Here is a 20,286-nt window from a genome sequence, read left to right as displayed (position 1 = left end):
GCGGAAAATCAAGAAATCAAAAATTAACCCTCCCCTTTTTTCTTTACATGGTATCTGTCATAAATCTTCTTTCCGACGATCAGGAGCAATGCCACGGGTGAACCTACTATTAAGAGGACTATCCCCGCATTTATCATGCCCAGGAGGATTTCCAACGCCCTGTAAATCGTGGCTTTAAAGTTCGTATCAACTTCAAAAACGGGCTTTTCCTTGCTCTCTATTGTCACGTGGTACGTTATATAGTTCGTGGTTTTCTCGTAATAATCCTTCTGGAGGTAGAGGTAGTTGAGGCGTGAATTTATTGAGGCAATCCTGTTCTCAATCATAATCAGGTCATTGACATCTTTGGAGAGATTATAGAATTCCAGCAGCTGTTTCTTCTCCGTCTCAAGGCTCTCTATTTCCGCCATTATTTGATTATACTGGCTTGTGACATCCTGAGTTTCCAAACGAAGGTTCTTGACATTATATGCATTTAAAAAGGAGCCGAGCTTCTGCTCATTCTCGAGCGTATTTGGGATTCTGAACTCCATGTAATACACAATTCTCCTCTCACTTCTATCGAGGTTTTCACTCACCACATAACCGCCCATAGAAGAGATCTGACTCTTGATATCAGAGGCAACTTTAATTGGATCATCATCTTGAATTGTAATATAATAGTCCTTTTTAAGCCTTTGAACAACTTCTTTCACAGTAGTTGCCGTGGGCCCGGTTGCTGTAGGGATAGATGCAGTTGCCGTCTCAGTTGCATATAAGGGTCTAGAGGATGGTTTGGAATACCCCCTCTGATAAGTCGCTCCCCCGGTTTTGAAGAGTCCTCCTATGTAAATTATTCCCGCAAGAAAGATTAAAACCATAACTATGAGAACACCCAGCAGCTTCATGTTCTTTTTCATGACACCACCAAGAAATACTAGACGTTTATTACATTTAAGGGTTGTTAAAGCTTCAAAATGAATTGAAGTGAAAAAATAAAAATCACTTCCCGCACCTCTTGATGATGAGGGGCAGTAGGGTCAGCGCTGCGATGAATGATGTACCACATATTCCCTCCCGTGGCGAGGGAGTGCTTGAGGAAGAGGGAGTGGGAGTAGAAGTGGAAGTGGGGAGTGCTATCTTCCCTTTGGGCAGGGAAACATTATGAGGTGCCACTGCACACTTTAATAAAAGGGGATTCTTGCTTTTATAGTAGGGGATCCACGCCATCTTTCCCTCTTTAGTTTCATACCATCCAATTTGAGAGTTATAACCTGCTTTACCTCTTTCAGCAACACTTGTTATGGCTTCGATATCATCATCGGTTATATTGATTATTTCATTCTCTTTGAGCCATTTGAGTTCTTCTCTTAGTGCCTCTTTGAAGTTGAAGGAATATTCATCCACAATCCCCTTTGGCATGTCGATTTTTTCGGTTTTAAACGTCAGGTTTTCAAAGGCACATGAAATTCCAAGCACATTAAAGAGCTCTTTAAGTTCTTTTAAATCCTCCTCACCTAGCTTCTCTCTGTTGTAAGCGGCTATTAAAACCTCCCCATTGGCAACTTTGATGATTTTACTGGGATCCACACCATGAGATTTCAAGCATTTTTCGAAGTCCTCATTTGGCTTCCATGTGCACACGCCATTCACACAGCCGCAGCTCGTCATTTGAAGGCACTTATACCAATCCTTATAGACGCATATTGAGACTATGTTCTTGGCATTCTCTCTCGTGGTGCATATCTCTCCCGAACATCCTCCCGTGGCACATTCATTATCACTCCTGCATTCGTTGCCCTTTAGGGAAGAGATTTGAACAAGCAGATTTTGCTTCCTAAAAACGTAATTTCCTTCAATCTTCCAGCCCAGCTTTTCCGCATTCTTTAAGCTTTCATTTGGGAATATGAATGATAAATTAAACCTCGTGTAGGTATAGCTCGAATTAAAGCTTTTCGCGGGTATCTGAATCCTCAGGTGTAGCCCTTTTGCCTCCCTTAAAATGATAGCAACCCGTTCATCATAATGGGAGCGGTAGATTATTGTGTTATTCTCTATCAGCACATTCTCCGCACTTTTCAAGGGTGTTAAATTGTAGGATATGCCAGGTTTGTTGAGATATACCTCCACCGCAAGGTTATCCATCGGGCTATAGCAGGCGCTCGCCAGCGGAAGGAGCATCAAAAATATTATGAGGATTATCCCTCTCTTCATGTTTTCACCATTATAAATTCCCATTCCGGATATATACGGCTATCGACAGCTTCGAATGAAGTTGAAGCAAAAATTTTAAGAACATTGCGTTACTATAGTTGAATAGGGGTGGTGCCAATGGATCCATTGAGCGGGTTCTTTGGCTCATTGATCTGGTGGTTGTTCTTCCTTTATCTGTTGCTCTGGCCTCAGATGCAGTTTAAAAGCCTCCAAATAAGCAGGGCAAAGCTACTCCAAAGGCTCTCCCGCAAGAGGAACTCAACGGTAATTACACTAATCCACAGGCAAGAGAGTGTTGGGCTCTTTGGAATCCCCTTCTACAAGTTCATCAGCGTTGAAGACAGTGAAGAGGTTTTAAGAGCGATAAGAATGGCACCAAAAGATAAGCCCATAGACTTAATAATTCACACACCGGGAGGGCTGGTTCTCGCAGCAACCCAGATAGCCAAAGCTCTTAACGATCATCCGGCTGAGACAAGGGTTATAGTTCCCCACTATGCAATGAGCGGTGGAACTCTAATAGCCCTGGCGGCGGATAAGATAATAATGGATCCCCACGCTGTTTTGGGACCCGTTGATCCCCAATTGGGACAATACCCTGCCCCAAGCATAATAAAAGCCGTTGAGCAGAAGGGTGTGGATAAGGTGGATGATCAAACATTAATTCTAGCGGATGTTTCAAAGAAAGCCCTCAGACAGGTTAGGGAATTCATATACTCCCTCCTCAGGGACAAATATGGCGATGAGAAAGCCAGGGAACTGGCTGAGGTTTTAACCGAAGGCAGATGGACCCACGATTATCCAATAACCATAGAACATGCCAGAGAACTTGGATTGCACGTAGAGACGGAGGTTCCAAGTGAGGTTTACACCTTGATGGAGCTCTACAAGCAGCCCATGAAAAATAGGGGAACCGTTGAGTTCATGCCATATCCAGTAAAGCAGGAAAATCGCAGGTGATTAGAGATATCCAAACTTTTTGAGGATGTGCATTATTCCCTCCGCTCCTCCTTCCCCATAGGGCTTTTCCGTGATGTAATCCGCTTTTTCCTTCAAGCTCTCCGGTGCCTGCGCCACAGCAACCTTATAACCTACAACCTCAAAGGCATCTAAATCGTTCTCCCCGTCTCCTATATGGGCGACTTCTCTCGGTTTTATACCAAGCATCTCGCACGCCTTTTTTATTCCATTCCCCTTGTTCACCCATGGTTGCTTCACATGAATTGCATATCCACTGTCCACAGCTACCAAGTTTAAGCCTAGCTCCTCAATTAGCTTTTTAACCTCTTCAACGGGAACCTTTCGGGTTAATACCAGTCCCGCCTTTCTTTCACCATATCTCATGGAATAGCTCATTTCAGCTTCAGGATAGCGCTTTTTAAGCTCGCTCCAAAGAAGCATGGTCTCTCCCATATCCCCAAGATATATGCGATTATTTCCCCTATGGTCAGCCACTACTCCACCATCCTCCGCTATTATGGGGCCGCTCGTTCCTATCAAAATGCTCGCCCCCATTGCAAAGCCAGCGTGATTTCCCGTTACAAGCATTATCTTAACTCCAAGGTTCTCTGCAAACCTTATGGCCCTTAAAGCTTCCTCATGGAGCTTTCTGTCCGGGTATGTTATGGTCCCATCTATATCCGTGGCTATTGCCTTTATCATCACCCACACCCAAAGCTTAATTTCGGTGGAGAGTTAATAAACTTTGATGATAAGAGATAAGAGATGGTGATAAAAGATGGAAAAAATCGAAGAGAGCCTTAGGATTATAGAGGAGAACCTCCCCAAGACCCTCGAAGAGTTTAAATCACTTGGATTGATTAAAGACGGGATTTATAAACATCTGGAGTTTGCAATTCAGCTTTTAATAGATGAGCTCTCGGAACTCACGGAGGGTGCCGTTTTCAGCTACGGTGATATAGTATCCGAGCTTCATGAGAGAGGGATTTTGAGTGATAAGGACAAAGAAAACATGGAGTTTCTTCTCCAGCTCAGAGAGATCTTTATCTACAATTATGATCTGGTAAATGATGAAATAGCTTTTAGAAATATGAAAGAGTACACTGAAATGATTAGAAGTGTTTTAAAGACTTTAAGGAGGAAGCGGAATGATAGGGCTGCTTCCGATTAAGGGTTATGGGCTCCCACAGGAGCTCATTGAGGACTTGAAGAGGAATCTGGACGCATATTTTGGAAAATTTGGCTTAAATGTGGAGCTCATGCCGGAAATTGATATAAAGCCGTTCTTGGATTCCTACGATGAGCTTAGAGGGCAGTTTCTGGCAAGCACGATTGCCTATCGCATAGCGAGGATAAGGGGGAATTTTAAAGCTCTCCTCGGTATCACGGATGTTGATCTCTATGAGAGGGGAATGAATTTTGTATTTGGGGTTGCGATTCCACCCCTGAGGAGCGCCATTATCTCCATATACCGCCTGGATCCACGCTTCTACAGGGAACCCTATAATTATGAGAAGCTCGGAGAGAGGACTCTTAAAGAAGCCGTTCACGAACTTGGCCACGTTTTTGGACTTCCCCACTGTCCGGACCCCAAATGCGTCATGCACTTTTCAAACTCCATATTTGATACCGATTTTAAGGGGTGGAGGTTCTGTGAAAAGTGCGAGGAAAAGATAAAATACAACATAGACAGACTAACGGAGGGGAGAGGAAATGATTGAAGTTGAGCTCAAAGGATACGCTGACGATGAAATCTTTAAGGAAGTTAGGGAGAGGTTTGAATTCCTGAGGAGGGAAGTTCACGAGGACACATACTATCAGCATCCCTGCAGGGATTTCTCCAAAACGGATGAAGCCCTGAGAATCAGAATAAAGCGTTTTGATGGCCATTTTGAAGCGTTTTTAACCTACAAAGGGGCAAAGCTCGACGAGTCCTCAAAGACCCGCAGGGAGATTGAGGTCCCAATAGCCGAGCCCGATAAATATGAGGAGATTTTAAGGGTGCTGGGATTTAGAGAGGTGATTACGGTTAGAAAGATTCGTGAAAAGTATTTCGTCAAAAAGGGCATCATAATAACCCTCGATGACGTGGAAGACCTTGGAAAGTTTGTGGAGATTGAGGAGCTCGTGGAAGAGGGGGATATAAAGGAGATAGCAAGTGAGCTAAGAGAGATTCTCAGAGATGTTGGTGTTAAAAGATTTGAGAGGAGATCCTATCTGGAGCTTCTCCTGGCTAAATGAGGGCCGATGAAGAATGGAACGCCCTTATATCTCCCCCTCTATCTCCCTTCTTATTCTCTCCACGAATTTCGCCGTAAATCTGTGCCTCTCAAGCGCCATCTTTCTTGCAGTCTCCGTATGCATTAAATCCTTGAGCTTCAGTATCTTCTCCTCAAAGTGCTTGAGCGAGTATTCCATGCTTCTTCCATGCTCTCCTGAGTACATAAAGACTCTAGCAACTCCTATTGCCCCTATTGCATCCAGCTTATCCGCATCGCTCAAAATCTTTGCCTCAAGGGTTTTGGGAGGCTTCTTCTTCGAAAACCTGTGGGTTTCTATGGCATGCACAACCTCCCCGACCTTGGGATATCCCCGCTTTTCAAGGAATTCACGGGCAATCCTTGCCCCTTCCCTGGCATGATCCTCTATGATTCCCTTCGATTCCAAGGGGCGCGCAACATCGTGGAGGAGCGCTGCAAGTGCCAGCACCTCCAGATCAGCTCCTTCCTGCTTTCCTATGTGCATGCACAGGTTTAGGACCCTTTTAACGTGGGAAAATCCATGGGTGCCCTCACGCTCAAAGAAGCCCCTTGCAAAGTTCTCCGCTTCCCGTATCAATGCTAGGCTTTCCCTACTCTTAATGTAGTCCTCCAGCCTCAAACCCTTCACCTCACGGGGAAATTTTTTCCACGATTATCTCCTTCAGGAGCTCCACAAAGCGCTCATGAATGTCAACGCTCAAACCATCAACGCTCATGGCTTCTTTTTTCACGACTCCATCTATAATTCCGGCGCTTACAAGCCTTTTGAGGTTCTCCCTCTCATCCCACCCCTTTAGGAGGTTTTTCCCGAAGTCCAGGGAGAGCTGGGCTACCAGTCCATAGGCACCCCAGTTCGAGACCGCGGAGAGTATAAGCTCATCCGTCTTCACTATGCTGGCAACCTTTTCTCCGAGGGGCACATATTTTTCCACGAGGCTTCTTATATTGCCCATGCCGACCTCGTTTCCGCCATCTCCAATCCCTATTGTGGGTATGCCTCTTTCCCGGGCATCTATGAAAAGACCATCAAAGGGCTTGGCTCTAACCCTATGGGCGCTCATTGAGTAGTAGCCCCAGTCCCTGGTTCTCCCGGGCAGTTCAACCGCTATCAGGAGGGAGTAGGAATTCAGTATGGGAGCATCATTAAAGCGAATCCCAAAGGGCTTCAATGCCTCTTTTAGCTCGTCATATGTTAGGATCTCAGCCCTTCCTCCGAGCTCTTCTATGGCTTGATAGATGGCAAGAGCCCCAAGAGGACCATCGGTTTCACATATGTCCATGGGCGGGATCGGGAATCCCGTAGCTATGAGAACCCGATCCAGATTTTCCAATACCATGCTTGCAGCTCTCTTTAAAAAGTTTGGATTCTTTTTCCTGTACGCGAGGTAAACATCTATTATCCCCCTATTCCCGAGATCGGTATTAATCAGGTGTGCTATCATCTCACTTCCTCCTCAGTACATCCAGATAGGAGTTTTCCTTAATCTCAATGCTCTCCTCCCTTACAAAGTAGAGCTTTGAGAGCAGTTCCACGGCGGTTTTTCCCCAGAGGTTGAATTTAACCTCGAACTTCCCCTTTGGAGACTCAAAGACGGCTATAAAATACTTCTCCTCTTTGTCCTTGCGAATTTGACTCACCCAGTACCCATCGGCGATGACCTCACTTCCTTCCAGGATCGGGAGGAGCTCTCTCATGTCATTATAGTGCAGCAGGAAAAGGCCATGAGGCTTTAAAACCCTGCGAACTTCCTTAAACACCTGATTCAGCTCAAGTGGCGTGAAATGCACTATGCTGTTGCCCAGAAACACAACGTAGTCAAAGGTTCCCCCTTCGAAAGGCAGTTTTCTTGCATCACCCTTCACGAACTCAACCTCCGAATCTCTGGTATCTCTGTAAGCTCTGGCTTTCTCAAGGAGAAAATCGCTTATATCGAGACCTACAACCTCATGTCCCATTTCTTCCAGGAGAAAAGAGAAACCACCCACCCCGCATGCAAGATCCAAAACCCGTCCTCTTTCCCTCATTAGGGAGGTTAGATAGGGTTTGAGCTCTTCCAGGCGCTTTTTGTACTCGGGGGATTCTATATCGCTGTAGGCTTTTGAGTAAAGATAATACTCTTCAAAGTCCATGACAACACCCAGAGGTATATCCACAAACTCCTTAAAAACACTTATCAACCAAAGGCTTTTAAGAGCCTGTGGTAAAGGGAAATTAGGTGAAAGAACATGGCAGTGTTGGGAATAGATATTAGAAAGATTAGCTTTGAGAAAATTAAGGCGCCAACTTCTCAGGTGGAAGTCGATTTAACACCCAGGATAAATGAGCTCCGGCTGGGAGAGCTCAGAACACCGACGGGAAAGGTCAATGGAATAGAGGTGCTCTTTGAGTATACCGTTAATTACAAGCCAGATATTGCAAAAGCGTCCATTGAAGGGCGCGTGTTCTATCTCCCGAGGAACAAGGAGGATGTCGACAAAATCCTTGATGTGTGGGAAAGCGAGAAGAGGGTTGATCCCTATCTCTTTGCCGAAGCCGTAAATGCGATTACGAATGAAATAATGCCAACCCTTCTGAACCTTTCAAAGAGGCTTCAGCTCCCATACCCAATTCCTATCCCAAGGGTAAACGTAGGTGTTAAAGGGGAGTGAGTTTCCTTCACCTTTTATTTTCCTTTTATAAATGAGCTCTTACCTCGGTGCTGTCAGGAGTAGAATGCTTTTGATAATGTCCCTCTAAAGAAACTAAAACTACACCAGTTTCAAGCACATCATAATTATCCTAACAGTCTCCTTACCTCATGCGAAAAGCTTAAATACCCTCCTCTACCTCATCAATGTTGGACACGTGCCGCGGTAGCCTAGCCTGGTATGGCGCCGGCCTGCTAAGCCGGTGGGCATGGTCCCTCAGGGGTTCAAATCCCCTCCGCGGCGCCAGAATTTTCTTTAAGGGCTTTTGCCGGGATAGCCTAGAGGCGAGGCGGCGGACTGCAGATCCGCTTTACGGGGGTTCAACTCCCCCTCCCGGCTCCAAAATTAACAAAACCTAAATACTTTCTTTGCCAATTTTAAATGGTGATGGGCATGGAACTCTATGATGTGGAAGACTTCTGGAAGTTTGATCTCAGGGTTGGTTTTGTGAAAGAAGCTGAAAAAATTAAGAGGACCAGGAAGCTGATAAAGCTCATTGTAGACTTTGGAAAGGAAGAGAGGACGATTATAAGTGGGATAGCCGATCAATACAACGAAGAGGAGTTAAAGGGGAAAAAATTTATCTTTGTTCTAAATTTAAAACCCAAAAAGCTCTCGGGAGTGGAAAGCAGGGGAATGCTAATAGTCGGTGAAAATGAAGAGGGAAAGGTGTATTTAATCCCTGTGCCCGATGAAATACCCGCAGGAACAAAGGTGTGGTAAATGCTCTTTGGAATTCCTCAATCAGAGAAACCGAACCTATATCTTCTCGGAATTCCCTGGGATGCCTCCTCATCTTTCAGAAGAGGCTCAGCTGAGGGTCCAAATGCCATAAGGGAAGCCACATCGAGCAAACTTTACAACAGCTTTAACGAAGGCCTTACCAACCTTGCAGAGCATTGGAGATATAAAGACCTGGGGGATATCAAAGCGGACAGCTTCGAAGAACTTGTTGAAAGAGTTAACAGCACTGTCAAAGCTTACTACAAGGGAGAACTCTTTCTCTTCCTCGGCGGTGATCACTCTATAACCTACGCCACATTTAAAGCTATAAAAGAGGCTTTTAAGGAGCGCTTTGGGTTGATCTATTTCGATGCTCATCCTGATCTGTACCCCAAATATGAAGGAGATATGTACTCCCATGCGTGCACGGTGAGACGGCTGGTGGAGGAGGGGCTCGTTGAAGGAGAAAATGTCGTGCAGATTGGTGTTAGAGCACCCACGAAGGAGCAAATAGAGTTTGCAAGGGAGCACGGGATAAAAATAATATCCGCCTCGGAAATCTATCGCTCTCCGGAGATAGAGATTCCCTTTGGGAGAGCTTATCTATCCTTCGATATGGACGTTCTTGACCCTGCTTTTGCCCCGGGAGTTGGAAACCCCGAGCCGGGAGGATTAAGCACAAGGGAGCTTGTTGAGGTGGTAAAAAATCTGGATGTGAAGGTGATGGCATTTGATATCGTCGAGCTCAATCCGGGGTATGATTACAAGGGCATAAGCGCTTTTGCTGCGGCAAAGATAATCAGGGAAGTGCTGGGAAAAATGAGGGGGTGATTTCATGTTGAAGTGTACACGCTGCGGAAGGGAGTACCCCTTAGATGAACCCTATCAAAGGTGTGAATGCGGGGAACCCCTGGAGCTGGAACTCTTTAAAGGTTTACCTGGCATAGGACGAAGGGTGTGGGAGCGCTTTTCTCAGTTCTTTCCCTTTGAACTCGACCTTGAATTGAGCCTGGGAGAGGGGGATACACCCCTCACGAAAGCGAAACACCTCTCAAAAGAACTCGGCGTTAGGCTATATCTAAAGAACGAGACCCTCAACCCAACATGGAGCTTCAAGGATAGAGGAACGTTCGTAGGAATTCACAGAGCTTTGGAGCTTGGATTTAAGAGAATAGGCACGGTCTCGACGGGTAACATGGCTGCGAGCGTTGCCGCTTACGGTGCACGCTTTGGATTCGAAACCTTCATCCTCCTCCCCTCCAACATAGCGGAGGAGAAGCTTAAAGCCCTTGCACTCTACGGAGCTAAAATTATCAAGGTTCGTGGAGATTATGGCGAACTCTACTACAAGAGCTTGGAATTTGGACGGGATAGAGGGATATACTTCATAAACTCTGATGATCCCTTCCGTGTTGAAGGCTATAAAAGCATAAGCTTCGAAATCATTGAGGATGTAACACCCGACTATGTTCTGATTCCAACGAGCTCCGGAGGTCTCTTTAGGGGCATTGTGAAGGGTTTCCTTGAGCTTAAAGAAAGCGAGCTTATAGAAGAGCTTCCAAAGTTCGTTGTCATTCAAGCCGAAGGATGCTCTCCAATATGCAGTGCCTTCTACGAGGAAAGGCAAAAAATCGAGCGTTTTGAAAATCCCCACACCATAGCCCATGCCATAGAAAATCCCTACCCACCGAGCGGGAATGCTGTTCTAAGGCTTTTGAGAAAGCTTGAGGGGTTGTGCGTGAGCGTGGATGATAAAGAGATTTTGAGTGCTCAAAGAGCCCTTGGTGAGGAGGGCATCTTTGTTCAACCTGCTTCTGCTACGAGCATAGCAGCACTGAAGAAGCTTAGAGAGAATGGAACAGTTGAAAAAGGTGCAAAGGTGGTGAGCATTCTAACAGGTTCGGGTATTAAAACGCTTCATCAGGTGAAGGCACCAAATGTTGAGGATGGTGAACTGAGTGAGTAAAGTGCATGATTTTTAAAGGACATCAAAGCTTATTTCGAGCAGCTCCTTGCTTTTCCTGAAGCGGACTTTTCTTATCTTTATCTCGCCTATCTCTCCAGTCGTCTTCGTGTGCTCCTTATTGCACGCGTTGATATTCCATCCATCTATGACCACAACCCTAAGCGTTTTGACCTCGGGCGGGATTGGAAAGAGGTCGTACATTTCATCGCCAAAGCGCCTCTCGGCTTCTCCCCTGGGAAGTTCATAAACTTTGATGGGTACGTTCTCCTTCACCTTTTCATTGGCAAGGCGCTCAATTTCATTTATCTCTTCATTTGTGGGTTTCCTATTGAATTTTACGGTAAGTCTTCCGTGATTTCCGTTGGTGTAAACGCTGGCCGTCCATTTTGCACCCAAAACTTTAACCACAGCACCCTTCACAACATGGAGGGCGGTGTGTGTTTTAACCTCCACATCCCCTTACCCCCTTTCGACGTTTATCTCCACCACCCTTCCATCCTTCAGCTCGATCTTCACTCTATCGCCTTCTTCTAGTATTAGAAGCTTGTAAATTAGCTCTTCACTGAGATCCTCAGCACTTGTTGAGATTGTTTGGTTATCTATAAGGAGTATCCAGTGGGTGTTCCCATTTTGGATGTAGGAGTATTTGGCCTTCAGCACTCCTTCTATTGTCTGCGTTTTATTGGAGGGCTTTACCCGTCCGGTTAGTATGAAGTCCTTCACATCTCCTTCTTTTTCGAATATCCTCACATCCTTGCTCTCCGCATTTACAAAGGCTATCTTCGCCACTCCCGAACCAGTATTTGGGATTATTGCAATCCTCCACCATAGAGTCCCCTCCAGGAACACGGGGATGGGCTCCACGGCTCTAAACTGGCTCCAGTCGAAGGTCGGGAGAGCTTTTTTAACGTAGTCTATTGCCTTCACGGGCCCTGTTAATGGCGTTTCAAATTTGACCTGGGTCATTTCACCGCTCTGCGCATCCATTAAGTATATTGCAGCCAATCCATGTGCCCGTCCATAGGGTTCCACGGCTGTCATCCAGTATTTCCTTCCATCATTTGCGATAACCAAAAATGGTTGTCTGTTTCCTTGATTACTAACATCTATGAGTTCAATCTGATTTTTATGATAGAGCCATAGGTTCTTTATGTTACTTAAAAAGCTGTCCATCCAGTAGTTCTGAGCTTCCACAATATCACGCGTCAGGCTTTCGGGGAAAAGCGGGAAGTCCTTGAGACGCGGATCTTTTAGAGCTTCTTCCGGCTTTAGATCCTCTATGTTTCCGTCCTCATCAATGATTATCACGCCGCCCCACTTGGGCACAGTGTAAAAGACACGGAACCTGTAGGAGATGTAAGGCACCACTATGTAGATTTTCCCTTCATAATGGAGTACTCTTGGGAGATCAGGGTCAATTAGAAAATGCTTCTTGTAAATCTTCCATTCAAGATTGTCAAAGATCTGCATGTTCGGGCCCACCTGGAGCTCATTTTCTACGCGCTCGATATCCGCCCTCGTGGTATTCATGGAGACGAAGAGAACTCCCTTATCCTTGAGCCTGATGGCATTCCATGCGCCGTCGGGAACTATGTAAAATGCCCATACCGGGGAGCCGCTCTTTATGGTCAGGTGGGGAGCTCCCAAAGTGTATCTGGCATACTCTATGGTATCGACGGCATATCTGTAGGCTGTAGCCTTTGGGAGGATTCTTATGTTTGTGGTGGAAAGGGCGAGAGCGCTTGATACTTCCTTTGGATGATATTCCCTGTACAAAGCGGTGTTTGTAAGGGCTCCTGTGAAGAATGACACAAAAATCAGAATGACTAAGAGCACTCCCAGAGCGGAGGTTACCATTTTGTCCTTTGAAGTCCGGGTGTATTTTGCCTTGACTCCATAGAGCATTGCTGCTATGAGCAGTATCAAAATGTAAGCTGTTATGGGATATCTGTACAGTCCGAGGATTATTCCATGGAGCCATGGTCTGAAGAACCATGCTAAAAATGCGAGCACCAACAAGAAGCCCACTCCAAAGGATTCCCCTTTGCGGATGTTAACTCCAGATAATCTTTCCATCTTTATCACTCTCATGCATAAATGCGTGGGAGGGAATATAAACCCTTCGATTGGGAAGGAAAGTTTTTAAATTACCCCATAGAAGCCAGAAACATGGAGGTCACCATAAAAGTCACCCTTCAGGAGCTCATAGCCAGTATTCTGTTGGATATCGAAGAGCTCAACCTCTCGGCCAAGAATGCTCTGGAGAGAGCGTTTAGAAACGTTATTGAGAGGGATAGGGAGAGGTATAGGGGTTTGGCTCACTCCTACGTTTTTGAGATTCTCAAGTGGAAGAGGAGGATAGACTTCAACATAAACTCCGTTTTGAAGGGCAGCCAGCTGGAGGATTTAAACCCCCTGCTTGCCAATCTTCTCCGCATAGGAACCTACGATTTGAAATTCAAGAACACCCCCTCCGCTATTGCGACGGATTCCATAATAAGGGTGGTCAAAGAACGATTCAATATAAAAACAGCGAAGTTTGCAAATGCCCTTCTGAGGGGTGTCGAGGAGTTCGATGAAAGGAAGGCCCTCCAGAGGCTCAGGGAGAGGGATAAAATTGAATATCTGAGCGTTAAATTCTCGCATCCCAGATGGTACGTGGAGTATGCCATTGACCTGCTCGGATATGATGGTGCCATCCGTTTGATGCATTCCAACAACAGATCGCAGAGGTATTATGTGAGGGTTAACCCCCTAAAAACCGACATTGATACATTGAGGGACTACCTCGAGGAGAAAGGCGTGAGAACCGCAAGGACACCTCTGGATGATGTTCTCAAAATACTGGACTATAAAGTGCCATTAACCCGTTTAAGCTGGTATTCAAAGGGGTATTTTGTCATTCAGGATCTTGCAAGTGCATATGTGGCACACGTTTTGAGCCCGGAGAGAGGGGAGAGAATTCTTGACATGGCTGCAGCCCCAGGAAGTAAAACCTTCCATGTCGCCCATCTAATGGAGAACACTGGTGAGATTGTTGCGATTGACTATTCACGGGATCGTCTTGAAAAAATGCGTGAAAAAATGTCTCTCCTTGGAATAAAGAATGTGAAGCTCGTCCATGCGGATGGAAGAACTTTCAGAGGAGGGGAGTTCGATAAAATAATCCTTGATGCTCCGTGCTCTTCCTCGGGAACCTACCGGCAGTTTCCCGATGTTAAGTGGAGCTTTAGTGAGGAGAAGATAAAGAAGGTCATTCAGGTTCAGAAAGAGATGCTCAGGAATGCATACAAGAATTTGAAAAAAGGTGGAGAAATGACTTATTCAACATGCTCAATAAGGGTAGATGAGAACGAAGAGAATGTTAGATATGCACTCCGCAAGGGATTTGAGCTCGTTCCCCACGAGTTCACTTGGGGTGAGAGAGGATTTACAGAAATAGGAAATGAAGTGTTTAGGGCTTTCACCTATCTTCACGACTGCAACAGCTTTTTTATTGCAAAGCTGAGGAAGCCCTAACCCCTATACCGGAGGACATGTATATCCCTTACAACCCTGTGCCTCGGCTCGAAATCGGTATATTTTGCCAGAACCTCAAAGCCAAGCTTTTTTAACCATTTTCTATCCCTGCGGTAAATTTTTCCATCTTCAAGCTTGTATGCTGGAAAAACAAAGACAACACGCCCGTTTCTTTTTAACACCTTTGCAAAGCCCTCGAAGACGGGATAATAGAAATGATCGAGCTCCTTTGCCATTCTCATGGCTTCGCTCCTTGATGGGAAGTGTTTGAGAGGCTTTCCAAGATATGGCTCTGTAATGATGGCGTCGAACTTCGTTCTGAAGCATTTTTGAAGCCTTTTGGCATCGCAAACCTCCAGATGGGCGTTTCTTTTGAGTCCAAATTCCTTCCTCAACCATTTGATGTTCTGTCTGGCTGCTTCCAAAATTTTGGGGTTTATATCGCTCCCGTAGGCGTTCAATCCTTGAAGGAGAAATTCCTGTACAATTGTTCCAACACCGCAAAAGGGGTCCAAAAAGTTCCCTTCTCTCTTTTCGCTTAAATTGATCATTATCCTTGCAAGTCTTGGGGGAATTGACAGGATGGCCCTCTGTCTAGGTCTTCCCACGTCGAGCTTTTTGAGTTCGAAGGGATCTGCAATCATAAGGGTCTCTCCCACATAGAGTTCATTCCCAAATAGGAACGTAAAATCTTTAGTTTCTGGAAATCCCTTTAGAATAAGCTCCGAGGGCATTGAATAAACGTTTCTGGGCTTAAAAAATTTGGAAGATCCTTCTTCTTTGAAGTTCTTTTTGATTTTGCTTCCCATTTTGCGCCACAGCTTCCAGTCTTCTTTTCCATAGAAGCTTATTGTGAAGTGCTTTGAATATTTAAACTCATTTATTGCTTCTTCACCCTTTCCTATTATCTTAATGAGCTTTAAAGAACCGCCTAACTTGTGAAATAGATGTTCAATTCTCCTGTTACATTCAAAAATAAGCCAGTTCTCTGAGTTTTCTATGGCTCTGGCTCTCAATCCAAATCTTCTCGTGAATGCCCAGAATTCCGCCTTGCTGAGCTTTGGATTTTTCCCGAATACTACGGCATACATGATATCACAAGGGATGGAGGGGTTAAAAAGCTTTGCCACCAAAAAGGGCGTGTTTAATTTACTCCTGTTACCTAATTTCAACACATCCCGGGAATGAAAAGTTACTATAAACACGTCCCCACCAAAAATTAAATATAATACAAGGGCTGATACCCTATAGGAATAGGGCGGTGGTTATATGCTGATAAAGGAAGTTATGAAATCCGTGGAGGTTATAAAAGACCCCGCTGTAAGGGCTATCACCTATGCCAAAATCGGGGTTGAGCTTACTAGAATGAAAAACCCTCTCGCGAGCGATGCTTTTAAAAGGGCGCTTGATACAGTTTATCTCATAGAAAATCCAGTTTTTCTTCTCAAAAATTTAAGCACGGTAGCATACTACATGGGGAAAGCGGGTTTGAAATCATCAAAGAGGATTTTTCAGCAGATAGAGGATGATTTGAGGGGGCTGCCTAAGGGAGATAGAGACCTTGTGAGGGTGGACATAGTAAAGTACCTCGTTGATCTGGATGAAATTGATGAAGCAATATATCATGCCTCAGAAATCTCTGACAGCGAAATAAAAAATGAAGCACTCCTCCTTGCGCTTAAGAGGTATCTCTTCAAAATCAAAAGAACCAGCACAATAAGGCCCCTTCAGATAAGAAAAGCCGAGTACATATGGCAGCAGATACAAAAAGAGCCATATTATTCCGTGGCAACCTTTGAGCTCATACGAACCCTTTTAAGAGTAGAGGAGTATGATAGGGCAATATACATGATAAACTATCTAAGGGATCCCCTATGGGTAAAGCAGGTGATGAGGGAGGTCATAACCCATCTTAAAAAGGTGAATGTCTCCAGGAGGTACTATGAGAGGCTTGTTTCGGTGGCAATAGAGCTTTCAAAGAGGCTTAGATTGGACATAACCGGCGATTTAATAGTGATATTCGCCCTGAACGGTGAGGTGAATGGTGCACTGAAACTCATAAGGAGTGTTAGGGATTATAATGAAATGCTTGTGGAGCTCTCAAAAATCCTTGTAAAAAGAAAGCCTGATGTTCTCCTTACTTTCCTCCAGAAACTGTCTGAGGACGAACTAAACTTGGCGAGCAGGGAGATTATGAACTATCTCCTCGAGCATCCGGAGAAGGAGCTTGAATATCTGGTCAGCTTTATTGCCCTGAATGTAACCGATGAGAGGGTTCTTGTAAAAGTTGTGAACTATTACCTCAAGACTGGTGATGTAGAGAGTGCTGTTAAAATATCTGCCAAAATTGGGAATGAGGAGCTCCGCTCACTTGCACTCGGGAGCATAGCTCATCATCTGCTGCGGGAGAACAGAATAGATGATGCAATTGACCTTGTAATGCATGTGAAGGATCCAAAGCTTTCCTCTCAGTTAATTTCAGAGCTCTTGGTTAAGGTCGTCAGGCAGAGTGGAGGGGGGAAGAGTGGAGATTCTCTCCAGGCTGCAGAGAAAAAATAAAAAAGAGAAACTTCAATTCGTTGAAATCCTCCTGGAGAGCCTGCTTAGCGATGACTTTAAGAGAATCTCCCAAAACAGGGAGCTTTTGATAGAGACTGTGGATGAGATGTACGCTATATTGAAAGATGCGGTTAAACGTTCGAAGGACGAGAGGATAATAGGGGCCTTTGAAAGCATAGTTATACTGCGGGCCATGATAGAGGAGGACGATATATCCCCACCAGAATTACTCAAAAGGGCCAAAGAAGGAGTGGAGGTGGTGATGGGAAAATGAGGGAGATTGAAGTTAAAACCTCAAAGGAGTTTGAGATAGTAGATATAACGCACTCCATAGAGGAGATCGTAAAGGAAAGCGGCGTGAAAGAGGGAATAGCTGTTATATTTACAAAACACACCACCACCTCCCTGATTATAAATGAAAATGAGCCCCGGCTCTTGAGGGATATTGAAAGGCTCTTTAAAGGGCTGGTTCCAAAGGAGGAGAGATACGCACATAATTCTATCGACAGAAATGCCCACTCTCACCTGAGGGCTATCCTAATGAACCCGAGCCTGACGGTTCCCATAGAAGATGGGAAGCTTTTCCTGGGGACATGGCAGAGCATTCTCTTTATAGAGCTTGACGGTCCAAGAATTAGGAAGGTTCTGGTTAAGATTTGCGAATGCTGATATCAGCGCAGATTTTGTAAACATGGGGCTTGAAATCTGATACCCTTTTAATTCTGACATCACAAGTTTTTCCATAATTATTGCATTCATTAATTATGTAATTCTTGAATTCCTCAATTCTTGACTCGTGGATGAAATCATAATAATGTAAAAACTTATCTGCTTTGCTCAGAACAAGCTTTAGAGCATCAACTCCTCTTGGTGTTGGGCTTATCACCCTGTCGTAGGTTCCCAGCTCCGGAAGGACTTCAAAGGCATCCCCCACTATTAGTTCAATTCTTCCCTTCAAATTCTTCCTGTTCATTTCAATATTCTCCAAACCTAGCTTTACGGCGTCCTTATTGAGCTCCACCGCCGTTATATCAACGTTTTTATAGCGCGCTATAACGAGGGCATATGGCAGGATGCCGGCAAAAGGGATTAGGATTTTCTCGCCATTCCTAACCAAGTTTGCCAGACGATAGCGCTCTCCCTTCATCCGGGGGTTGAAGAACACCCTGCTGAGGTCAATTTTGAGTTTAATTCCATTTTCCCTGTGGATCGTCGTTAATCTTTCATCGCCCCATATTACTTCGTACTCTCTGACCCTAAATGTTCCCCTGTGAAACCCTCTCCTCGCGATGACCTTTAGGAAGGGATGCACCTTTAAGAGTCCCTCCACTATTAAATCCTTTTTGGACTCAAGCTCCGGTGGTATCTGAATTATCGCTATGTCTCCTACAACATCATAGCGCCTCAAAAATGTGAGCTCTTCCTCCGTCAGTTTTTCTTTTAAAACACTCTCAAGGTTTTTGTATATCTGCCTCTCCGGGCGCATTGGGAGTTCGACATCCCGGATCTCAAATCCGAGCTCCAGTGCCCTTTTAACATCCAGCACGGGCAGTAAAACAAAATCTCCCTCCACTCTTGGTCTCCGCTTGCCATCGTATATACCCGCATGTTTTAGCATTCTTTTGGCTTTTTCAGCTTCCCTCTTCTTCACCGCCACCGCGCTCATCGCTCTCCTCCTTTATGGCGCCAAAAAGGGCGTCTTTTTCCGCAATTTTAGAAAACTTCTTCACCTCAAAAGGCGGGAACTCCTTGGTTAGCATGCTGTATTCGATCCTGTCCAGCGCCTTCTCCTCCAGGGCTACGAGAAGTAGGGAGTTATTTAGAAGTACATGGTCCTTTAATGCTGCGAGGAACTTCATAACACTCTTGAACTCGTTATGGAGGAGGAGATATTCAAGCCCGTCCAGAATCACGACTACATTTCCCCTTTTCGCCCTGATGAATCTTAAAACTTCATCCATGATAACGTGGAGCCTGGTAGGGTCAACGGCATCGGGAACCTCTATTCTGCTGAGCCAGAGGGATTTATCCACGCTGATTCCAAGCTCCTTCACATTCCTTGCTCTGCTGATCAAAATCACCCCATTTGAGCCGGTGCATATTGGACTTATCTCCTCCAGATGTTCTCTTCTAATTGTAAAGCCGCCTTTAGGAAAGTTTTGGTTTTTTTCGGATGTCTCAGACTCTAAAACTGTTGCTTCTACATGATCTCCAGGGGCAATTTGCACAAAGAGCTTCAGGTACTGGAAGGTTGCAGTCATCAAAACACCCAGGGCAGCCATAAAACATGCCGCCATAACCATCCATAGTTTTACAGGGGTCAGCGAGTCGATTATGACTCCAATACCCCCCAAAACCGCGAACCCAAAAGCTATCGTAACCCTGAAGGCGAAAGTTTTTGGGAGACTCATTTTAAATAGCCTGTAGAAAGTGTAGCTCCTGTAGGTGGCATAGGAAGATAGAATAAGAACGACAATTCCAGCAAAGATTCCCAGAGGGTCATCCACCTGCATCCTTTCACCTTTGTTATAGTACTCATTAAAATTTAAATGGTTTTCTCTATCATAGGCACTATCGCCAGTAGGGCTCCCTTATTTCCACTGCTTTCTTAAAGAGCTCCACAATATCCTCATCGCTGGCTCCATCGCGCATGGGGGTTAAAAAGTCTATTAAATTGTCGTTTCTGTAGATACAGGTCTTCAAGTAGCCATCCGAGGTCACCCTAAGCCTCGTGCAGTTTGCGCAGAAAATGGTATTGTGCATTGAGCGAACCACTTCAACTTCCACTTCTCCCTGGCGGGTGGGTATGAAATATTTCCTCCTTCTATGGAGGGTTCTCTCCTTTATGCGGGTTGCCATCTGCTCGAGCTCTCTTTCCACGGGTTTTAGAGGATAGAAGAATGTTTTGAAAAATTCGGTCTCTTCAAGTTCTCTTGGAGCTTCAAGTTCTATAAGCTGAAGAACTACTCCTTTCTCAGCTGCAAATTCAATCATATCCCAGATTTCATGCTCATTTATCCCCCTCATAACAGTCATGTTGAGCTTTACGGGATAAAATAGCTCGGCTGACTTTTCTATTCCTCTGATGACCTGCTCAAATAAATCATATCCTGTGATGCGCTTGTAGTTCTTCCTATCGATTGTATGAAAGCTTATGTTGACCCTATCCAGGCCTGCTTCCTTTAGTGGCTCGGCGAGGCGGTACATGATGCTGCCGTTTGTGGTCATGGATAAATCCGTCGTGTAGGGTTTAATTCTCCGCACTATCTCCACGATATCATCCCTTATGGTGGGTTCCCCTCCCGTTAGCTTGACCTTCTTTATATCAAGGCTGGATGCTATTCTAACAAGCCTCTCGATTTCCTCCGGGTTCATTTCCCGCCTCTTAAAATTTATTTGACCTTCGCCGTGGCAGAA

General features: G+C 45.1%; 24 protein-coding genes and 2 tRNA genes. 14 read left to right on the top strand and 12 right to left on the bottom strand.

Going from position 1 to position 20,286, the window contains the following annotated elements:
• Window positions 1-23 precede the first annotated feature (23 nt).
• Window positions 24-899, bottom strand: a complete 876-nt coding sequence (locus ACXJGZ_RS07610) for a DUF4349 domain-containing protein (RefSeq protein ID WP_456321426.1) — start codon at window positions 897-899, stop codon at window positions 24-26.
• Window positions 900-981: 82 nt separating this feature from the next.
• Complete coding sequence (locus tag ACXJGZ_RS07605; RefSeq protein ID WP_456321425.1) at window positions 982-2,193, bottom strand: CGP-CTERM-anchored Cys-rich protein; 1,212 nt, start codon at window positions 2,191-2,193, stop codon at window positions 982-984.
• Window positions 2,194-2,310: 117 nt separating this feature from the next.
• On the opposite strand from ACXJGZ_RS07605, the gene ACXJGZ_RS07600 reads away from it, so the two are divergent.
• The gene (locus ACXJGZ_RS07600; RefSeq protein WP_456321424.1) at window positions 2,311-3,153 is read left to right on the top strand and encodes an SDH family Clp fold serine proteinase; all 843 of its coding nucleotides are present in this window, start codon (window positions 2,311-2,313) and stop codon (window positions 3,151-3,153) included.
• On the opposite strand, the gene ACXJGZ_RS07595 is transcribed toward ACXJGZ_RS07600, so the two are convergent.
• Window positions 3,154-3,855 (bottom strand): phosphoglycolate phosphatase, encoded by a 702-nt coding sequence (locus ACXJGZ_RS07595; RefSeq protein WP_456321423.1) that lies wholly within the window; start codon window positions 3,853-3,855, stop codon window positions 3,154-3,156.
• A 76-nt stretch (window positions 3,856-3,931) separates the two neighbouring features.
• Between ACXJGZ_RS07595 and ACXJGZ_RS07590 the strand changes: the two genes are divergently transcribed.
• From ACXJGZ_RS07590 to cyaB, 3 genes are read left to right on the top strand one after another with little or no spacing between them, the layout of a single operon-like run.
• A complete protein-coding gene (locus ACXJGZ_RS07590; RefSeq protein WP_293255357.1) occupies window positions 3,932-4,324 on the top strand; it encodes a DUF86 domain-containing protein in 393 nt (130 codons plus the stop codon).
• The gene (locus tag ACXJGZ_RS07585) at window positions 4,302-4,874 is read left to right on the top strand and encodes an archaemetzincin family Zn-dependent metalloprotease (protein ID WP_456398898.1); all 573 of its coding nucleotides are present in this window, start codon (window positions 4,302-4,304) and stop codon (window positions 4,872-4,874) included. Before ACXJGZ_RS07590 ends, ACXJGZ_RS07585 begins: the two co-directional genes overlap by 23 nt.
• On the top strand, window positions 4,867-5,394 hold the full coding sequence (gene cyaB / locus ACXJGZ_RS07580) for a class IV adenylate cyclase (RefSeq protein ID WP_456321422.1): 528 nt from the start codon (window positions 4,867-4,869) through the stop codon (window positions 5,392-5,394). Before ACXJGZ_RS07585 ends, cyaB begins: the two co-directional genes overlap by 8 nt.
• A 24-nt stretch (window positions 5,395-5,418) precedes the next feature.
• Here cyaB and ACXJGZ_RS07575 read toward each other — a convergent pair whose 3' ends face one another.
• Genes ACXJGZ_RS07575 through ACXJGZ_RS07565 form a run of 3 tightly spaced genes read right to left on the bottom strand, consistent with a single transcriptional unit; the run spans window position 5,419 to window position 7,592 of the window.
• Window positions 5,419-6,033, bottom strand: a complete 615-nt coding sequence (locus ACXJGZ_RS07575; RefSeq protein ID WP_293255366.1) for an HD domain-containing protein — start codon at window positions 6,031-6,033, stop codon at window positions 5,419-5,421.
• A gap of 10 nt (window positions 6,034-6,043) precedes the next feature.
• On the bottom strand, window positions 6,044-6,856 hold the full coding sequence (locus ACXJGZ_RS07570) for a glutamate cyclase domain-containing protein (RefSeq protein ID WP_456321421.1): 813 nt from the start codon (window positions 6,854-6,856) through the stop codon (window positions 6,044-6,046).
• 1 nt (window position 6,857) lies between these two features.
• Window positions 6,858-7,592, bottom strand: coding sequence for a class I SAM-dependent methyltransferase (locus ACXJGZ_RS07565; RefSeq protein WP_366515049.1), 735 nt, complete (start codon window positions 7,590-7,592; stop codon window positions 6,858-6,860).
• A gap of 48 nt (window positions 7,593-7,640) precedes the next feature.
• Here ACXJGZ_RS07565 and ACXJGZ_RS07560 point away from each other — a divergent pair, with 48 nt between their 5' ends.
• From ACXJGZ_RS07560 to thrC, 6 genes are all read left to right on the top strand, one after another.
• A complete protein-coding gene (locus ACXJGZ_RS07560) occupies window positions 7,641-8,063 on the top strand; it encodes a hypothetical protein (protein WP_456321420.1) in 423 nt (140 codons plus the stop codon).
• 198 nt (window positions 8,064-8,261) lie between these two features.
• Window positions 8,262-8,348 (top strand) — tRNA-Ser (locus ACXJGZ_RS07555).
• 21 nt (window positions 8,349-8,369) lie between these two features.
• Window positions 8,370-8,444, top strand: a tRNA-Cys gene (locus ACXJGZ_RS07550).
• A gap of 51 nt (window positions 8,445-8,495) precedes the next feature.
• Window positions 8,496-8,825: a methionine--tRNA ligase subunit beta gene (gene metG / locus ACXJGZ_RS07545; RefSeq protein ID WP_366515060.1), complete on the top strand. Its 330-nt coding sequence runs from the start codon at window positions 8,496-8,498 to the stop codon at window positions 8,823-8,825.
• Window positions 8,826-9,656 carry an agmatinase gene (gene speB, locus ACXJGZ_RS07540; RefSeq protein ID WP_456398894.1) on the top strand — a complete coding sequence of 277 codons (831 nt, stop codon included), beginning with the start codon at window positions 8,826-8,828 and terminating at the stop codon, window positions 9,654-9,656.
• A 4-nt stretch (window positions 9,657-9,660) separates the two neighbouring features.
• Complete coding sequence (gene thrC / locus ACXJGZ_RS07535; RefSeq protein WP_456320802.1) at window positions 9,661-10,791, top strand: threonine synthase; 1,131 nt, start codon at window positions 9,661-9,663, stop codon at window positions 10,789-10,791.
• Between the two features lie 12 nt (window positions 10,792-10,803).
• Here the strand turns inward: thrC and ACXJGZ_RS07530 are convergent, their stop codons facing one another.
• Window positions 10,804-11,244 carry an alanyl-tRNA editing protein gene (locus tag ACXJGZ_RS07530; RefSeq protein WP_456326460.1) on the bottom strand — a complete coding sequence of 147 codons (441 nt, stop codon included), beginning with the start codon at window positions 11,242-11,244 and terminating at the stop codon, window positions 10,804-10,806.
• A 6-nt stretch (window positions 11,245-11,250) separates the two neighbouring features.
• Complete coding sequence (locus ACXJGZ_RS07525) at window positions 11,251-12,882, bottom strand: hypothetical protein (RefSeq protein ID WP_456398892.1); 1,632 nt, start codon at window positions 12,880-12,882, stop codon at window positions 11,251-11,253.
• 78 nt (window positions 12,883-12,960) lie between these two features.
• Between ACXJGZ_RS07525 and ACXJGZ_RS07520 the strand changes: the two genes are divergently transcribed.
• Window positions 12,961-14,310 (top strand): RsmB/NOP family class I SAM-dependent RNA methyltransferase, encoded by a 1,350-nt coding sequence (locus tag ACXJGZ_RS07520; RefSeq protein WP_456320805.1) that lies wholly within the window; start codon window positions 12,961-12,963, stop codon window positions 14,308-14,310.
• Here ACXJGZ_RS07520 and ACXJGZ_RS07515 read toward each other — a convergent pair.
• Window positions 14,307-15,401 carry a TRM11 family SAM-dependent methyltransferase gene (locus ACXJGZ_RS07515; RefSeq protein ID WP_456320806.1) on the bottom strand — a complete coding sequence of 365 codons (1,095 nt, stop codon included), beginning with the start codon at window positions 15,399-15,401 and terminating at the stop codon, window positions 14,307-14,309. The two genes, ACXJGZ_RS07520 and ACXJGZ_RS07515, sit on opposite strands and share 4 nt — an antisense overlap.
• A gap of 178 nt (window positions 15,402-15,579) precedes the next feature.
• On the opposite strand from ACXJGZ_RS07515, the gene ACXJGZ_RS07510 reads away from it, so the two are divergent.
• Genes ACXJGZ_RS07510 through ACXJGZ_RS07500 form a run of 3 tightly spaced genes read left to right on the top strand, consistent with a single transcriptional unit; the run spans window position 15,580 to window position 17,538 of the window.
• The gene (locus tag ACXJGZ_RS07510) at window positions 15,580-16,869 is read left to right on the top strand and encodes a tetratricopeptide repeat protein (RefSeq protein WP_293256327.1); all 1,290 of its coding nucleotides are present in this window, start codon (window positions 15,580-15,582) and stop codon (window positions 16,867-16,869) included.
• On the top strand, window positions 16,835-17,143 hold the full coding sequence (locus tag ACXJGZ_RS07505) for a hypothetical protein (protein ID WP_456320808.1): 309 nt from the start codon (window positions 16,835-16,837) through the stop codon (window positions 17,141-17,143). Before ACXJGZ_RS07510 ends, ACXJGZ_RS07505 begins: the two co-directional genes overlap by 35 nt.
• A complete protein-coding gene (locus ACXJGZ_RS07500; RefSeq protein WP_456320809.1) occupies window positions 17,140-17,538 on the top strand; it encodes a secondary thiamine-phosphate synthase enzyme YjbQ in 399 nt (132 codons plus the stop codon). Before ACXJGZ_RS07505 ends, ACXJGZ_RS07500 begins: the two co-directional genes overlap by 4 nt.
• Here the strand turns inward: ACXJGZ_RS07500 and taw22 are convergent.
• The 3 genes from taw22 to moaA form a co-directional block, all read right to left on the bottom strand.
• Window positions 17,519-18,535 carry a tRNA (guanine(37)-N1)/4-demethylwyosine(37)-methyltransferase Taw22 gene (gene taw22 / locus ACXJGZ_RS07495; protein WP_456320810.1) on the bottom strand — a complete coding sequence of 339 codons (1,017 nt, stop codon included), beginning with the start codon at window positions 18,533-18,535 and terminating at the stop codon, window positions 17,519-17,521. The two genes, ACXJGZ_RS07500 and taw22, sit on opposite strands and share 20 nt — an antisense overlap.
• Entirely contained in the window at window positions 18,501-19,382 is an 882-nt protein-coding gene (locus ACXJGZ_RS07490) for a DUF835 domain-containing protein (RefSeq protein WP_456398887.1), read from the bottom strand. Before ACXJGZ_RS07490 ends, taw22 begins: the two co-directional genes overlap by 35 nt.
• A 58-nt stretch (window positions 19,383-19,440) precedes the next feature.
• On the bottom strand, window positions 19,441-20,286 hold an 846-nt coding region (gene moaA, locus ACXJGZ_RS07485), incomplete at its 5' end, for a GTP 3',8-cyclase MoaA (RefSeq protein WP_456398885.1).

The sequence above is a fragment of the Palaeococcus sp. (in: euryarchaeotes) genome (genome assembly GCF_053987695.1).
Note: the sequence above shows the minus strand (reverse complement) of the source record. Positions and strands in the feature narration are given on the sequence as shown.

Excerpts from the sequence above, each read along its gene's own strand:
- ACXJGZ_RS07585 (WP_456398898.1), top strand. The coding sequence starts at position 4,302 with ATGATAGGGCTGCTTCCGATTAAGGGTTATGGGCTCCCACAGGAGCTC.
- ACXJGZ_RS07560 (WP_456321420.1), top strand. The coding sequence starts at position 7,641 with ATGGCAGTGTTGGGAATAGATATTAGAAAGATTAGCTTTGAGAAAATT.
- ACXJGZ_RS07605 (WP_456321425.1), bottom strand. The coding sequence starts at position 2,193 with ATGAAGAGAGGGATAATCCTCATAATATTTTTGATGCTCCTTCCGCTG.
- ACXJGZ_RS07595 (WP_456321423.1), bottom strand. The coding sequence starts at position 3,855 with ATGATAAAGGCAATAGCCACGGATATAGATGGGACCATAACATACCCG.
- metG (WP_366515060.1), top strand. The coding sequence starts at position 8,496 with ATGGAACTCTATGATGTGGAAGACTTCTGGAAGTTTGATCTCAGGGTT.
- ACXJGZ_RS07510 (WP_293256327.1), top strand. The coding sequence starts at position 15,580 with ATGCTGATAAAGGAAGTTATGAAATCCGTGGAGGTTATAAAAGACCCC.
- ACXJGZ_RS07515 (WP_456320806.1), bottom strand. The coding sequence starts at position 15,401 with ATGTATGCCGTAGTATTCGGGAAAAATCCAAAGCTCAGCAAGGCGGAA.
- cyaB (WP_456321422.1), top strand. The coding sequence starts at position 4,867 with ATGATTGAAGTTGAGCTCAAAGGATACGCTGACGATGAAATCTTTAAG.
- ACXJGZ_RS07610 (WP_456321426.1), bottom strand. The coding sequence starts at position 899 with ATGAAAAAGAACATGAAGCTGCTGGGTGTTCTCATAGTTATGGTTTTA.
- ACXJGZ_RS07490 (WP_456398887.1), bottom strand. The coding sequence starts at position 19,382 with ATGCAGGTGGATGACCCTCTGGGAATCTTTGCTGGAATTGTCGTTCTT.
- ACXJGZ_RS07600 (WP_456321424.1), top strand. The coding sequence starts at position 2,311 with ATGGATCCATTGAGCGGGTTCTTTGGCTCATTGATCTGGTGGTTGTTC.
- ACXJGZ_RS07590 (WP_293255357.1), top strand. The coding sequence starts at position 3,932 with ATGGAAAAAATCGAAGAGAGCCTTAGGATTATAGAGGAGAACCTCCCC.
- speB (WP_456398894.1), top strand. The coding sequence starts at position 8,826 with ATGCTCTTTGGAATTCCTCAATCAGAGAAACCGAACCTATATCTTCTC.
- ACXJGZ_RS07500 (WP_456320809.1), top strand. The coding sequence starts at position 17,140 with ATGAGGGAGATTGAAGTTAAAACCTCAAAGGAGTTTGAGATAGTAGAT.
- ACXJGZ_RS07520 (WP_456320805.1), top strand. The coding sequence starts at position 12,961 with ATGGAGGTCACCATAAAAGTCACCCTTCAGGAGCTCATAGCCAGTATT.
- ACXJGZ_RS07570 (WP_456321421.1), bottom strand. The coding sequence starts at position 6,856 with ATGATAGCACACCTGATTAATACCGATCTCGGGAATAGGGGGATAATA.
- ACXJGZ_RS07525 (WP_456398892.1), bottom strand. The coding sequence starts at position 12,882 with ATGAGAGTGATAAAGATGGAAAGATTATCTGGAGTTAACATCCGCAAA.
- taw22 (WP_456320810.1), bottom strand. The coding sequence starts at position 18,535 with ATGAGCGCGGTGGCGGTGAAGAAGAGGGAAGCTGAAAAAGCCAAAAGA.
- thrC (WP_456320802.1), top strand. The coding sequence starts at position 9,661 with ATGTTGAAGTGTACACGCTGCGGAAGGGAGTACCCCTTAGATGAACCC.